Below are 14,543 nucleotides of genomic sequence, written 5' to 3'. Positions count from 1 at the left end.
CATGGTGGTCGTTACTGGGCTCGAACCAGTGACCCCCTCCTTGTAAGGGAGGTGCTCTCCCAGCTGAGCTAAACGACCTGGGATTCAATGTTCAGAGTGGTGGGTCGTGTAGGGTTCGAACCTACGACCAATTGATTAAGAGTCAACTGCTCTACCGACTGAGCTAACGACCCACATCCTGAACTTTTCACCAACCGCATGTGGCGGCCAGCGTTACAACATGGTGGTCGTTACTGGGCTCGAACCAGTGACCCCCTCCTTGTAAGGGAGGTGCTCTCCCAGCTGAGCTAAACGACCTGGGAATATTGTCTTCACCTGCTGTGAAGAAATGGTGGGTCGTGCTGGATTCGAACCAGCGACCAATTGATTAAAAGTCAACTGCTCTACCGACTGAGCTAACGACCCTCACCACGACCAGTGCCGACTGCATTACTGCTCCGGCTCTGACGGCGGCCTATATTACGGATTTATCATCCTGGCGCAATAGAAAAATCTTAAATTAAATCTGATTGTTCACTGCGCATACAAAGCAGAGAGTTCTTTACAAGAGTGTTACGAAAACAGTGACATGCAGCAATATCACAGCTTGGCCAGACTCTGTTTGGCCAGCTGGGCCGGCGAGGTGTTGGGGTAACCCTTGATCACCTGCTCATAGAAGGCCTTGGCCTCTGTTTTTTTGCCGTCAAGCTGGGCGAGCATGCCGAGTTTCAGCAGGGCATCGGCCCGCTTGGGTGACTTGCTGTATTTGTTCGCCACCGTGGAGAACTGGCTCGCGGCCCCCGCCCTGTCGCCCTTGTTGAACATCAGCTGGCCGAGCCAGTAGTGGGCATTGGGAACATAGCTGGAGTTCGGGAACTGCTTGATGAACCCTTCGAAGGCAGGAATGGCCTTGTCGTAGTTCTTCTCCTTGAGCACCATGTTCACGGCCGCGTCGTAGGCCTGGTTCTCATCCTGGTTGGTGGAGTAGTTGGCTGCCGCGGCAGGAGGCGTTGCAGCACCTGCAGCAGGTGTTGCGGGCGCGGCGGCAGGCTGGCTGTTGGCCACCTTGTCGAGCTCTTGGTAGAGTTGGCGCTGGCGCTCCTGGGACTGCTCCATCTGGTAGGTCTGCTGTTCCAGCTGACCACGCAGCTCGGAGACCTCCCCTTGCAGGGAGTCGACCTGTTGCTGCAGTTCGGCCTGCAGACGCAGACGGGCGTTGAGGGTACGCTCCAGCAGAGCAACCCGGTCTTCCAGGCTGCCGGTCGGTACGATGGCACCATTGTTGCCGCTCAGCACCACGCTGCTGCTGCCAGAATCCCCGCTCAGATCGCTCACGGGTGCCGCTGCTTGCGCATTCAAAGCAACCAACACGGCCAGCGCAACACCAGCTTGCTTGTACACAGATTTCATTCGGATCAAACCTTAGCGTTTAGTGCAAATAAAACGGTCAGCGCATAGTCGCTCGCTGATACAGATTTCATTCGGATCAAACCTTGACGTTTAGTGCAAATAAAACGGCCATCGAAATGGCCGCTTGCATATAAACGAACTTCGTTCGACTCAAACCTTAGTAAACCAGGACCGCACGGCGGTTCTTGGCAAAGGCTTCCTCGGTGTGGGACAGATCCAGCGGCTTCTCTTCGCCATAGCTGACGATGGAGAGCTGCTCGGCCTGCACACCCAGGGTTTGCAGATACTTGGCAACAGCCTTGGCACGACGCTCACCCAGCGCGATGTTGTATTCCGGCGTACCGCGCTCGTCGGCGTGGCCTTCGATCAGTACCTTGACGCTCGGACGTTCACGCAGGTAGCTGGCGTGGGCATCCAGCAGGTCGGCGTACTGACCCTGAATGTCGTAACCATCGTACGGGAAGTAGATCACGTTGTCGCGTTGCAGCGCTTCGAACTTCTGACGCATCTGCTCTTCCGGGGACAACATGCCGTTGGCGCCGCCGGTTTGTACACCGCCCATGCCGTCGGTCATGCCGGACTCGGCGCCAGCGGCGTCGGAGTCGGAAGAGGAGCTACAGGCAGCCAGGGTGAACAGTGGCAGTGCGATGGCCAGACCCTTGAGCAGTTTATTGAGTTGCATGCTATTTCCTTAAACCTTTATAACAAAACAAAAAACAATCGATTTTTATCAATTCAAGAAGGGCGACCAAGCTGGTGCACGAATTTCACCGCTACTGGTCGGAAGCACTGCCTTGAAGCGACCGTCGGTCGACACCAATGCGAGACTCTTACGACCCTGATAGATGGTGGCATAAATGATCATGCTGCCATTGGGAGCCACACTTGGCGATTCATCCAGAGCACTCTGGGTCAGTACCAGCATGGCTCCATTTTCCATATCCTGGCGAGCGATGCGATATTGTCCCTGAACCCGGGTCACCATCACCATGGACTTGCCGTCCGGTGTGATGGATGCCCCCTGGTTGGAATCCCCTTCCCAGGTCATCCGGCGAGTCATGCCAGTCGCCAAATTTACGCTATAAATCTGGGGTTTGCCACCACGTTCAGAGGTGAACAGCAAAGTTTGACCGTCCGGCATCCAGGAGGGTTCGGTGTCGATGGTGCGGTTATTTGTGACTCGAGTGAGTTGCTTGCTAGCAACATCAACGACATAGATGTCAGGCTGCCCATCTTTGGACAGGACAATAGCCAAACGACGACCATCTGGAGACCACTCCGGCGCACCGTTGATGCCACGGAAGCTGGTGATCAGACTGCGCTGCTGGGTGTAGATGTCCTGCACATAGATCTCGGACTTCTGGTTCTCGAAGCTCACGTAAGCCAGCTTGCTGCCATCCGGCGACCAGGCCGGGGACATCAGGGGTTCACGGGAGCGCAACAGAGTCTTCTCGTTGTAGCCGTCGTAGTCGGAGATCCGCAGCTGATACGGGAACTGGGTGCCCTGCTGCACGGAGACATAGGCCAGACGAGTCAGGAAGGCACCACGCTCACCGGTCAGACGCTCGTAGACGATGTCGGAGATGCGGTGGGCAAACTGGCGCATCTGGGCACCCGGGATGGTCGCCATGCGGCTGTCCAGGATGTAACCGTTCGCTTCACCGCCCTGGGTCTTGGCCAGCTGGCCTTTCAGGACGTCGACCAGCTCGAAGTTGATCTTGTAGGTGCCATCACCCACGGCGGCGATGGAGCCGACCACCACGGCTTCGACCCCCTGGGAAGCCCAGGGTGCGAAGTTGATCTCGCCGCTGGTGCTCGGCGTCTGCGGCATCTGGCCACGGGCCAGCGGCTTGAACTTGCCGCTGCGCATCAGGTCGTTGGAGACCACTTCCGCGATATCCTGCGGCAACTGGCCATTGCCCTCCCACTTGAAGGGGGCGATGGCGATGGGGCGCGCACTGTCGATACCGCCGGTGATGACGATGTCCAAGGCCGCCTGAGCGCTCTGGCCTAGCAGAAGGCAGCCAACCAAAGCAAAAAACACTTTTCTTATCATGGCTTAAATACTCTGTTCCAAAAAAATGAGAGGTGAAATCCCTTTATCAGCAGATGCTGCCAACCACGGTCATTGACCCCGTTCTATCACGCTTAGATGCTCGGTTCTAACTTGAGGTTAAACTCCTTCAACATCTCGAATGCCGCCGGATCCTTCGGCACCGGCAACTGGTTGGCCTTCAGCACCGCCGCCTTGCCGGAGCGGCAGACCGCCGGATCACCCTGACCGTTGTCCACCGAGATGACGAAGCCGCTACTGGCCAACTTGACACCGATAGTACATGTTTTGCCCCGCATGGTGGGATCCAAAATCATGTAGCGCTCGACCGTGGCCTTGATGAGGGCGGCATACTTGTCGACCTCGCCCTTGGCGGCTGCCGATGCTGCCTGACTGCGCGCATTGGCCTCGGCGGCCAGCTGCTGCTCCATCATGGCTTCCATCTCTTTTTGCAACTTGGCCTCTTCGGCCGCCTTGCGCTTGCGCTCCGCCTCAATCTTGGCCTTTCTGTCAGCCTCGGCCTTCGCCTTCTTCTCTGCGTCAGCTTTTGCCTTCTTGTCAGCCTCTTCCTTCGCCTTCTTCTCGGCTTCGGCCTTGGCTTTCTTCTCGGCTTCCGCCTTCGCCTTTTTCTCGGCTTCGGCCTTGGCCTTCTTCTCGGCTTCCGCTTTCTTGGCCTTGGCCTCTTCCGCCTTGGCCTTCTCTTCAGCCTGCTTCTTCTCCAGCTCTTCTTTTTTCTTCTTGAGCGCCAGCGCCTTGGCCTCTTCCGCCGCCTTGCGTTCGGCTTCGGCCTTCTTGGTCTTCTGCTCTTCCAGCTTGCGGGCTTCCTCGGCTTTCTGGGCCTTCTCTTCCGCCTGCTTCTGTTCAGCCTCTTTCTTCTGCTTGTCGGCTTCGGCCTTGCGGGTCGCCTCTTCGGCCTGCTTGCGCTTGGTCTCGGCGATACGCAGACGCTCCTGCTCCTGTGCCAGCTCGCGTTTGACGCGCTCAGCGTCTTCCTTGTCCTTCTGCTGCTGTGCAGCCTTGGGCTGGGCCTGCTTCTGCTGCTGGACCTGCTGCATCTGCTGCTCCAGCATTTCGCTGTCCATCATGACCGCATTGACGATCTGTCCCTTGGACTCGGGGCGCTTGGGTTTGCTGAAGTCGACACCGACCAGCAGGATGATGCCGATGATCAGATGCAGCAGCAGCGACGCGACGAGATAACCGGAAATACCACGCTTCACATCCATCTCCGTCAGTTCACCGGATCCGTCATCAGACCAACCTGAGGCACACCGGCTTTCTTGAGGGCCACCATCAGCAGGATCACCTCCTCGTAGCGCACGGACTTGTCACCGGCGACCACCACGGGCGCGTTCTGGTTGATGGCCAGATAGCCCATGGCCTTCTCGGTGATGTACTGCTGCATCGCCTCTGGGGTGCCGCTCGGTACGGGCTCGTCATCCGCCTCGCCGGCCTTGATGACGTACTCACCCTCGGTATTGACGCTGACGATGAAAGGCGGCTTGGAGTCTTCCGGCAACTGCTCGGACTCCGCCTGGGGCAGGTCGACCTTGACCCCCTGCGTGATCACGGGCGTGACCGCCATGAAGATGATGAGCAGCACCAGCATGACGTCGATATAGGGCACCACGTTGATCTCGGCGACCTTCTTGCGTTTGAGCCGCTGATAGGTTTGCATTACTTCTCACCCTGCTGTGCGATTTGGCGGTTCAGAATGGTGGTGAACTCGTCCATGAAGTTGGCGTAGGCGTTTTCCAGCCGTTCGACCTTGTTGGTGAAGCGGTTGTAGAAGATAACGGCCGGGATGGCGGCAAACAGACCCATGGCGGTGGCGATCAGCGCCTCCGCGATACCCGGTGCCACCATCTGCAGGGTCGCCTGCTGAACCTGACCCAGAGCGATAAAGGCGTTCATGATCCCCCAGACGGTACCGAACAGACCGATATAGGGGCTGATGGAGCCGATGGTCGCCAAGACCGGCAGGTTGGACTCGAGATCGTCCACTGCTCGGGACAGGGAAACGCGCATGGCGCGATAGGTACCGTCCATCACCGCATCCTGACCGCGGGCACCGGCCTTGAGCAGGCGGGCATACTCCTTGAAGCCGGAGTAGAAGATGTCTTCCATGCCTTCGATGTCGTCACGACGGGAGGAGGACTCCTGGTAGAGACGATTGAGGTCGACCCCGGACCAGAATCTGTCTTCAAACTGCTCCGAGGCGAGGTTGGCCGCCTTGATGGCCTTGGAGCGCTGGATGATCAGCGCCCAGGAGACGACCGACATGCCCATCAGGGTCATCATGACCAGTTTCACCAACAGACTGGCTTGCCAGAACAGGCCAATAAACGAAATTTCAGCGTGCACTTAACAGCACTCCCTTGATTTTTTCAGGTATTGCAACAGGTTTCATTTGCGGATGACTGACACAGGCGATCTGTACCATGGCCTGAGTGATCAGCCGTCCATCAGCCGCCAGGATCTGCTGTGAAAAACGCATGGAAGCGCGTTTCACTTCAGTTACTTGCGTCATTACGGTCAGCAGTTCATTGAAGCGGGCAGCCGCGCGGAAGTCGATTTCGGTGCGACTCACCACAAACGCGATCCCCGCCTGCAGCAGGACATCCTGTTCGATGCCGCCTGCGCGCAGGAATTCGGTGCGGGCCCGTTCCATAAACTTGAGATAATTGGCGTTGTAGACGATGCCTCCGGCATCCGTGTCTTCGTAGTAGACACGCACCGGAAACTCAGAGACTTCCCCCATAAAAATCTGTGATCCATTCGACAGTCAGATGGGGGGCTATCATAGCGCAGGGCTGAATAGGAAAGAAGCAGGGGGAGACAGGGAAATCCCCTCTCCCCCTGTTTTTTATGGCGTGCTGCGGCGCCGACAGGCCGAAGACCACAGGGCTGTCAGCATCACAAGAAAAGCGGACAAGAGAAGTGGCTGCGAGCGGCGTGACAAGCGAGGTTCTGTCGCTCTGACCGGGCGGCGGCACGTCCCTCAAAAAAGAAGAAGGAGGTGGGCTCATGCCGACCTCCTTCATCATTTATGGCAGGTAGTAGCTGCTGGTCAGCCAGAGCCCGCAGAGCAGGCTGGGCAGGGCGAGCCAGGGGAAGAACAGCACGCGGCCCACCAGGCTGCGCGGGTGAAACCCCAGTCCATGCATGACACCGCAACAGACCGCCCACATCAGCCAGGGCGCAAGCCAGAGGCCGTGCTCACTGGTGTTGGCCGCGACCAGGTTGGGCGCCTGCAAGATGGCGACAGCCAGCAGGGCCGCCGCCAGCAGCATCAGACCTTGCCATGGCTGGCGCTCCAGAGGAGCGGCCAGCCGGGCGAGCCTGTCACTTGTCTTCATCAATCTGACGATCCAGGTTCTCGGTGTGCTCCAGCCAGAGCGCATTGATAATCCCAAACGCACAGGCCAGCAGCAGCCCCAGGATCCAGGTGAAATACCACATATCAGGGCACCTTCTTAGTAGAGCGATTGTTGGTTGTCTTCGATGTGCTTGTTACTCACCCGGCCGAACATCTTGATGTAGGTCCAGATGGTGTAAGCCAGCACGGTCGGCACGAAGACGACTGCGACTACCGTCATCACCTTGAGGGTGTTGAAGGAGGCGGTGGAATCCCACATGGTCAGGCTCTGGGACGGCTCGAGGCTCGAGGGCATCACGAACGGGAACATGGAGAAGCCCGCGGTCAGGATGATGCCGGCGATGGCCAGGGAGGAGAACAGGAACGCCACCCACCCCTTGTCCAGCTTGGCCGCCACGGCGGTCAGCAGACACATCACCAGACCCAGCACGGGTGCAGCAATCATCCAGGGATAGAGGTTGTAGTTCTGCATCCAGGCACCGGCCTGCACCACCACTTCCTTGTGAAGGGGGTTGGTGACGGCGTCGGTGGCGACGGAGCCCACAATCACATAACCATCCATGCCGCTCACCCAGACACCGGCCAGGGCGAACAGCACCAGGGTCAGCAAGGAGAAGATCATGGCGGCGGTGCGAGAGCGCGCCAGCACTTCACCTTCGGTCTTCATCATCAGCCAGGTTGCACCCTGGGTGATGATCATGAAGAGGCTCACCAGACCGGCCAGCAGACCGAACGGATTGAGCAGACCGAAGAAGTTGCCGTGATAGGTCATCATCAGGAACTGGTTGAAGCTGAACGGTACACCTTGCAGCAGGTTGCCGAACGCCACCCCGAAGATGACAGGGGGAATGGCGCTACCGGCAAACAGAGCCCAGTCCCAGTTGGAGCGCCACTTGGCGTCTTCCTGCAGGGAGCGGTACTTGAAGCCGACCGGACGGAAGAACAGCGCCATCAGGGTCAGGATCATGGCAATGTAGAAGCCGGAGAAGGCCGCCGCATAGACCATGGGCCAGGCGGCGAACAGGGCGCCACCAGCGGTCACCAGCCAGACCTGGTTGCCTTCCCAGTGCGGCCCCATGGTGTTGAGCATCACGCGACGCTCCACATCCTTCTTGCCGACGAAGGGGAGCAGGGCGCCCACCCCCATATCGAAACCGTCGGTGATGGCAAACCCGATCAGCAGCACGCCGACCAGCACCCACCAGACCAGACGCAACAGTTCGTAATCAAACATGGGTCACTCTCCTTATGCCTTGCTCTGTTCGAAGTGGTACTTGCCCGTCTTCAGGCTGCTTGGGCCCAGGCGCGCATACTTGAACATCAGGTACATCTCGATGATCAGCAGTACGGTGTAGAACAGGAAGATCCCGATCAGAGAGAACCAGATCTCGGACGCAGGAATGTTGGATGCAGAGACATAAGTCGGCAGCATCTCGGCGATGGTCCAGGGTTGACGACCATATTCAGCGACAAACCAGCCAGCCTCGATGGCGATCCAGGGCAGCGGAATGCCGTACAGCAGCGCCTTGAGCAGCCACTTGCGCTCGCCGATCTTGTGGCGGGTGCTGTCATAGAAGGCCAGACCGATCAGCACCAGCATCAGGATGCCGCAGGCGACCATGATGCGGAAGGCGAAGAACAGCGGCAGTACCTGCGGGATGGAGTCATCCACGGCGGCCTTGATCTGCTCGTCGGTGGCGTCGGTCACGTTGGGGGTGTAACGCTTGAGCAGCAGACCGTAGCCCAGATCCTGCTTCACTTCGTCGAAGCGGGCGCGGGTATCGTCGGACTTGTCACCGGATTGCAGCTTGGTCAGCAGGTCGTAGGCGGTCATGCCGTTGCGCACGCGCAGCTCATGCTCGCTCTTGAGATCCTTGAGACCAGTCACCTGACCGTCCAGGGAACGGGTGGCGATGATGCCGAGGGCATAGGGGATCTTGATGGCGTAGTCGGTGCGCATCTCCTCCTGGTTCGGGATCCCGAACAGGGTGAAGGATGCCGGAGCCGGCTCCGTGTTCCACTCGGCCTCGATGGCTGCCAGTTTCACCTTCTGCACTTCCCCGGTCTCGTAGCCGGACTCGTCACCCAGCACCAGCACGGAGAGGATGGAGGCCATGCCGAACGCGGCCGCGATGGCGAAGGAGCGACGAGCGAACGCCACATCACGATTCTTCAGCAGGTAATAGGAGGAGATCCCGAGCACGAACATGGCGCCCGTGGTATAGCCTGCCGCCACGGTGTGGACGAACTTGACCTGGGCAACCGGGTTGAACACCAGGTCGGCGAAGCTCACCATCTCCATGCGCATGGATTCGAAGTTGAACTCGGCACCCACCGGGTTCTGCATCCAGCCGTTGGCGACCAGGATCCACAGTGCGGAGAGGTTGGTCCCGAGCGCCATCAGCCAGGTAGCCGCCAGGTGCTGGCGCTTGCTGAGACGATCCCAACCGAAGAAGAACATACCGACGAAGGTGGACTCCAGGAAGAAGGCCATCAAGCCTTCGATGGCCAGCGGGGCCCCGAAGATGTCGCCGACATAGTGGGAGTAGTAAGCCCAGTTGGTACCGAACTGAAACTCCATGGTGAGCCCGGTGGTAACCCCGAGGGCAAAGTTGATACCGAACAACTTGCCCCAGAACTTGGTCATGTCCCGGTACACTGTGTTGTTGGTCATCACATAGACAGACTCCATGATCGCCAGGATGAAGGCCATCCCCAGCGTCAAGGGTACAAACAGGAAGTGATAAAGGGCCGTCGCAGCAAATTGGAACCGCGATAGGTCTACCACATGCTCAGCAATCATGATGTTTCCTCACCGATTATTGGCACGGCTATTTTAAGTTTTAAGGACAAAGCTTCCATTGGAAGTCCCCGAACGGTCGGTCACCCCTCGCGGACTGACCGGATTCGACTGCCACCACATTAACAACAAGGCAATATACAGGAACAAAAAAAGCTAATGTTTAACATCTAATAAACAATAACCAGGGTTCTATTCCCGCCTATAATGATCGCTGTTTTATATCACCTTTATTTGATTGAAATCAATGTAAAACCACCCTCAATACATGTTTTTTCAAGGTAACTTATAGGGCTTTTCCCATTAATTATGGGAGCTTCATCACAAAAAACAACAAGTCGTAAATAATTGATTTAAATCAATTTTATGACTCACAAAAATAGTTTCAATTCTGTTAAACAAATACGCAACTCCGGGAATAAAGCCTTCGCATCTCGATTATTTCAATAAATGGCCAGGCTCATCCAAAAATCAATTTAAACCCAGTAAAAACACATGTTTATGCGGATTGACACCCCCACCAAAATCATTAGTTTATCTAATCAAAAGCCCATAGATTTTCTTGTTTGCCCCACCCGGAAAGAGCTCCTACAATGCGCCTCGCAGTGAGGGCATACCTCTGAATACAGGCCGGTCATTCCGGGTTCCCGGTACGTATTCGATGAACATTTCGAACCTGTTTGTTGGGATTAATGATGAAAAAGTTTGTTGCCAAGACCATCCGTTACTACAAGCTTTCTTTCGTTCAACTCTATCAAATGAACCGACTCTGAAGCCTCGCGACGGCTCCTCTGTTTTTTCCCGACCGGTCTGCAGACGCTCTCACTGTCTGTGAACATCCATCCTGAATTGTCTTTGCCCACCGCCTGTGCCGTGGGCTTTTTTTTGCCCGCAAAACAAAAAGCCGCCTCAAGGGCGGCTTTTTGGTTCATATCGCAACGTCTACTGATCTGCCGGTCGTTCCAGGCCAAAGTGTGCGTAGGCTCTCTGAGTTGCGATCCGCCCTCTGGGTGTACGTTGCAGATAGCCTTGCTGGATCAGATAAGGTTCCAGCACGTCTTCTATGGTGTCCTTCTCCTCACCGATGGCGGCGGCCAGGTTGTCGAGCCCGACTGGCCCCCCCATAAACTTGTCGATGACGGCCAACAATAGCTTGCGATCCATGAAGTCGAAGCCTTCATTGTCCACGTCCAGCATGTCCATGGCACGGGCCGAAATGGGTCCGTCAATTCGCCCGTCAGACTTCACCTGGGCAAAATCCCGTACCCGCCTTAACAAACGGTTAGCAATGCGCGGTGTCCCCCGGGAGCGACGGGCTACCTCGAGAGCGCCGTCTTCCGTCATGTCGAGCCCGAGGCAGCGGGCGCTGCGAGAGACGATGTCGGTCAGGTCCTTGACGTTGTAAAACTCGAGGCGCTGCACGATGCCAAACCGATCCCGCAGGGGGCTGGTGAGGGAGCCGGCCCGGGTGGTGGCACCGATCAGGGTGAAGGGAGGGAGATCGAGCTTGATGGAGCGGGCCGCCGGCCCCTCCCCTATCATGATGTCGAGCTGATAATCCTCCATGGCCGGGTAGAGCACCTCCTCCACCACCGGGCTGAGACGGTGGATCTCGTCGATGAAGAGCACATCGTTCGGTTCCAGGTTGGTGAGGAGTGCCGCCAGATCGCCGGCCTTCTCCAGCACGGGGCCCGAGGTGGTCTTGATGTTGACCCCCATCTCGTTGGCGACGATGTTGGCCAGCGTGGTCTTGCCAAGGCCGGGAGGCCCGAAGATCAGCAGATGATCGAGGGCCTCCCCGCGCTGGCGGGCGGCCTCGATGAAGATCTCCATCTGATCGCAGACGTGATCCTGTCCGGTGTAATCGGCCAGCTTTCTGGGCCGGATGGCCCGATCGATGATCTCGTCCTCACGGGCGGCACCGGCCGAGATGAGGCGATCCGCTTCAATCATTGTCTACCTCACACCAGGCTGCGCAGGGATTCACGAATGATCTCCTCTACCGACATGCCGTCGGCGGCCACCTTGCTGACGATCTGGCTGGCCTGCTGCGGCTTGTAGCCGAGGGCCACCAGTGCACTGGCCGCCTCCTCGCTCGCATCCGGGGCACGCAGCGGGCTCTCTTTCGCGGGCAGGGTGATTTCGGCCGGGGAGAAGAGATCGTGGCTGACCCAGCCCTTGAGGCGGTCTTTCATCTCCACCACCAGGCGCTCGGCGGTCTTCTTGCCCACGCCGGGCAACTTGACCAGGGAGCTTATCTCCTCGCGCTCGACGCTCATCACAAACTGGGTGGCCGTCATGCCGGAGAGAATGGCCAGGGCCAGCTTGGGGCCGACCCCGTTGGTCTTGATCAGCTCGCGAAACAGCGCCCGCTCCTGCTTGTGGTTGAAGCCGTAGAGCAGCTGGGCATCTTCACGCACCACGAAGTGGGTGTGAATGACGGCCTCCTTCCCGAGTTCGGGCAGATCATAGAAGCAGCTCATGGGCATATGAACCTCATATCCCACCCCTCCGACTTCCAGCAACACCTCGGGGGGTTGCTTCTCGATGATGACGCCTCTCAAGCGACCGATCATGTTCTTTTCCTCGCCACGCAGACTCTCGCAAATTGGGGCATAGCATAAAGAATAACTGGATAAGTATCCAGCATAGGTCCATGCAGAACATGGGATGACCAGCTCTTCATACCCGGCCATTTCCCTCGTTCAGAACACAGTCTGTCACTTTATTTTCCATCGGGGATGGCACATCTTCGTCATTGATTGAACACTGAAATGGTCTTGTTCGGCACCAGGGAAGGCTTGAATCATGAAAATCGTCACCACATCCAACCTCGGACTCACCATTCTGCTCGGCTGTACCCTGGGCATGGGGGCGATCGGCTGGTATGGCAGCCAGCGGCTGGCTGATCTGCTCTCCTACGTCCTGGGTGCCGCCTGGCAGACGGCAGATGGTGCCATGGAGGGCTCCATCGAACTCGGCAACCAGTCGCTCTATATCCAGAAAATGCTCTCGGGGATCCCCCTCGACGCACCGGAGCTGCAACGGGCAAAAGAGGCGGCCAACGACGCTTTGCGCCGGGTGGAGCAAGGCGGGCTCATCGATGCGGCGGCCATTACCACGCTGAAGCAGCATGAGCAGACCTATCAGCAAGAGCAGGCACAGCTGCTGACCCTCTATCGCACCTTCACGAGCGCCGATGAGGCGCTGCGTGCCAGTTCGGAACGCATGTCACGCCTCTCGACCAGGCTGGAGGTGATCGGTGACGAGGCCGTCGAGAGCCTCACCCGCTCACCGGATCAGGCCATCAGCTGGAACGGCGGCCTCGCGACCCGCTGGCAGGCGGCCGATGGCGGCATGGAGGCCAACATCGGATTCCTGCGCCAGCTCTATGCGCTGGAGAAGATGCAGAGCGAAGGCCCTACTCCTGCCATCCAGGCCGAGCTGGCACAAGCCACCCGCTTCTATCAGGACGCGGTTGACGGCATGCTGGCAACCGGCCAGTTCGATGTGCCCGGCGACGGGGAGTTTGCAGGCCAAATGCTCTCCACCCAGTATCGTGCCCTGCAAGCCGACAATGCCCGCCTGATCCGTGAATGGACCACAGCCCTGAGCGCTTATCAGAACCAGCTGGCCCGTTACGAACACAGTGCCGACCAGCTCAGGCTGGCTCTGGTCGAGGTCGAGGCCCAGGGGGACGCCACCGTCGAGGATCAGGTTCACCAGCTCAACGCCATCATCGACTACACCAGGGGACTCATCCTGGGGGGCTTGCTGCTCAGCCTGCTGATCGTCACCTGCTGCGGCTTCTGGCTGGTGCGCACCATTGTTCGCCCGCTACTCCAGGTCGACAAGCGCATGCAGGACATCGCCGCCGGGGAGGGAGATCTCAATGCCCGCATCAACCTCTCACGCGACGACGAGATTGGCTCCCTGGCCGGCAGCGTGGATCGCTTCATCGAGAAGCTGCAGAAGATGATCAGCGCCACCATGGACAACAACCAGCACATCAACCAGCACGTGCACACCTCGGTCAACCGGGTCCAGGCCATCAGCCAGAGCAGCCGCCAGACCGCAGCGCATGCCCAGGCGCTGCACCACGACAGCGAGCAGATGGTGCAGGTGGCCACCACCATCTCGGACAACTGCAACCTGGCGGCACACAACGCCAACGAGGTGCGCCAGCTCACCACGCAAAGCAGCCAGTATGTCTCCTCCGCCACCGCCGGCATGCAGCGGGTGGTCATGGAGGTGGGTGAATGCGCCACCGCCATCAACGCCCTCAAGGAGCAGGCAGGGCAGATTGGCCAGATCATCTCCACCATCAGCAATATCTCGGAGCAGACCAACCTGCTGGCACTCAATGCCGCCATCGAAGCCGCCCGGGCGGGCGAGATGGGGCGCGGTTTTGCCGTGGTGGCCGACGAGGTGCGCACCCTGGCCAATCGCACCGCCACCTCCAGTGCCGAGATAACGGACGTGATCAACAGCATCCAGCAGCAGACAGAGCAGGCTTATCTGATGATGCAACGCAACCTGAAAACTGTGGAATCGGGTATGGCGGACTCCGACAACACCAAACAGATCCTGTTCAAGGTAGAAGAGGCCATCGATCAGCTCGCCGACATGGTGCAACAGGTGGCAGAGGCGACCAGCCAGCTCTCCCACACCCTGGGACACACCACGGGCAAGGTTTCGGATATCAGCCTGCAGGCCCAGACGGGCGAACAGGAAGCCCAGGAGTGCCTGCAACTGGCCTCCTCCCTCCATCAGGCCAGCCAGCAGCAACAGCAGTTGCTGTCGCAATTTCGGGTCTAGTGCGGGCGGGGCAAGGCCCCGCCCTCCCCCCCAGCGCCGCTGAATTTAGCCCTTGGGCCGGGGGACTTCGCCTGTTAAAATTCCGCACTTGAAATTTTCCAGGG

15 protein-coding genes and 4 tRNA genes are annotated in these 14,543 nt (G+C 58.3%); 1 reads left to right on the top strand and 18 read right to left on the bottom strand.

Annotated features, from left to right (window positions below):
* Positions 1-2: 2 nt before the first annotated feature.
* The 18 genes from AB5Y93_RS15480 to ruvA all read right to left on the bottom strand — a co-directional run bounded on the left by AB5Y93_RS15480 (position 3) and on the right by ruvA (position 12,197).
* Positions 3-78 (bottom strand) — tRNA-Val (locus tag AB5Y93_RS15480).
* A 19-nt stretch (positions 79-97) separates the two neighbouring features.
* Positions 98-173 (bottom strand) — tRNA-Lys (locus AB5Y93_RS15475).
* Positions 174-221: 48 nt separating this feature from the next.
* Positions 222-297, bottom strand: a tRNA-Val gene (locus tag AB5Y93_RS15470).
* 32 nt (positions 298-329) lie between these two features.
* Positions 330-405: transfer RNA gene (locus AB5Y93_RS15465), tRNA-Lys, on the bottom strand.
* 174 nt (positions 406-579) lie between these two features.
* On the bottom strand, positions 580-1,389 hold the full coding sequence (gene ybgF / locus AB5Y93_RS15460) for a tol-pal system protein YbgF (protein WP_214005823.1): 810 nt from the start codon (positions 1,387-1,389) through the stop codon (positions 580-582).
* A 157-nt stretch (positions 1,390-1,546) separates the two neighbouring features.
* Positions 1,547-2,071: a peptidoglycan-associated lipoprotein Pal gene (gene pal, locus AB5Y93_RS15455; protein ID WP_010672877.1), complete on the bottom strand. Its 525-nt coding sequence runs from the start codon at positions 2,069-2,071 to the stop codon at positions 1,547-1,549.
* A gap of 48 nt (positions 2,072-2,119) precedes the next feature.
* Positions 2,120-3,445, bottom strand: a complete 1,326-nt coding sequence (tolB, locus tag AB5Y93_RS15450) for a Tol-Pal system beta propeller repeat protein TolB (protein ID WP_010672876.1) — start codon at positions 3,443-3,445, stop codon at positions 2,120-2,122.
* 92 nt (positions 3,446-3,537) lie between these two features.
* Entirely contained in the window at positions 3,538-4,668 is a 1,131-nt protein-coding gene (gene tolA / locus AB5Y93_RS15445; protein WP_042014603.1) for a cell envelope integrity protein TolA, read from the bottom strand.
* A gap of 5 nt (positions 4,669-4,673) precedes the next feature.
* On the bottom strand, positions 4,674-5,120 hold the full coding sequence (gene tolR / locus AB5Y93_RS15440; protein ID WP_010672874.1) for a protein TolR: 447 nt from the start codon (positions 5,118-5,120) through the stop codon (positions 4,674-4,676).
* Positions 5,120-5,806, bottom strand: a complete 687-nt coding sequence (gene tolQ / locus AB5Y93_RS15435) for a protein TolQ (protein WP_010672873.1) — start codon at positions 5,804-5,806, stop codon at positions 5,120-5,122. Before tolQ ends, tolR begins: the two co-directional genes overlap by 1 nt.
* Positions 5,796-6,203 carry a tol-pal system-associated acyl-CoA thioesterase gene (ybgC, locus tag AB5Y93_RS15430; protein ID WP_010672872.1) on the bottom strand — a complete coding sequence of 136 codons (408 nt, stop codon included), beginning with the start codon at positions 6,201-6,203 and terminating at the stop codon, positions 5,796-5,798. Before ybgC ends, tolQ begins: the two co-directional genes overlap by 11 nt.
* Positions 6,204-6,489: 286 nt before the next feature.
* On the bottom strand, positions 6,490-6,801 hold the full coding sequence (locus AB5Y93_RS15425; RefSeq protein ID WP_039039483.1) for a cyd operon YbgE family protein: 312 nt from the start codon (positions 6,799-6,801) through the stop codon (positions 6,490-6,492).
* A complete protein-coding gene (cydX, locus tag AB5Y93_RS15420; protein ID WP_005331536.1) occupies positions 6,788-6,904 on the bottom strand; it encodes a cytochrome bd-I oxidase subunit CydX in 117 nt (38 codons plus the stop codon). The genes AB5Y93_RS15425 and cydX overlap by 14 nt, the downstream gene beginning before the upstream one ends.
* Positions 6,905-6,918: 14 nt before the next feature.
* Complete coding sequence (gene cydB / locus AB5Y93_RS15415; RefSeq protein WP_010672870.1) at positions 6,919-8,055, bottom strand: cytochrome d ubiquinol oxidase subunit II; 1,137 nt, start codon at positions 8,053-8,055, stop codon at positions 6,919-6,921.
* A 12-nt stretch (positions 8,056-8,067) separates the two neighbouring features.
* Entirely contained in the window at positions 8,068-9,624 is a 1,557-nt protein-coding gene (locus AB5Y93_RS15410; protein ID WP_010672869.1) for a cytochrome ubiquinol oxidase subunit I, read from the bottom strand.
* Positions 9,625-10,310: 686 nt separating this feature from the next.
* On the bottom strand, positions 10,311-10,553 hold the full coding sequence (locus AB5Y93_RS15405; RefSeq protein WP_113979080.1) for a hypothetical protein: 243 nt from the start codon (positions 10,551-10,553) through the stop codon (positions 10,311-10,313).
* Between the two features lie 10 nt (positions 10,554-10,563).
* Positions 10,564-11,574 (bottom strand): Holliday junction branch migration DNA helicase RuvB, encoded by a 1,011-nt coding sequence (gene ruvB, locus AB5Y93_RS15400; RefSeq protein ID WP_041214526.1) that lies wholly within the window; start codon positions 11,572-11,574, stop codon positions 10,564-10,566.
* Positions 11,575-11,582: 8 nt separating this feature from the next.
* Positions 11,583-12,197 carry a Holliday junction branch migration protein RuvA gene (gene ruvA, locus AB5Y93_RS15395; RefSeq protein WP_010672867.1) on the bottom strand — a complete coding sequence of 205 codons (615 nt, stop codon included), beginning with the start codon at positions 12,195-12,197 and terminating at the stop codon, positions 11,583-11,585.
* A gap of 232 nt (positions 12,198-12,429) precedes the next feature.
* Between ruvA and AB5Y93_RS15390 the strand changes: the two genes are divergently transcribed.
* Positions 12,430-14,439 carry a methyl-accepting chemotaxis protein gene (locus tag AB5Y93_RS15390; RefSeq protein ID WP_368229766.1) on the top strand — a complete coding sequence of 670 codons (2,010 nt, stop codon included), beginning with the start codon at positions 12,430-12,432 and terminating at the stop codon, positions 14,437-14,439.
* The last annotated feature ends 104 nt before the right edge of the window (positions 14,440-14,543 follow it).

The organism is Aeromonas sp. R10-1 (genome assembly GCF_040908465.1).
GTDB lineage: Bacteria > Pseudomonadota > Gammaproteobacteria > Enterobacterales > Aeromonadaceae > Aeromonas > Aeromonas caviae.
This window is presented reverse-complemented; position numbering and strand designations above follow the sequence as displayed.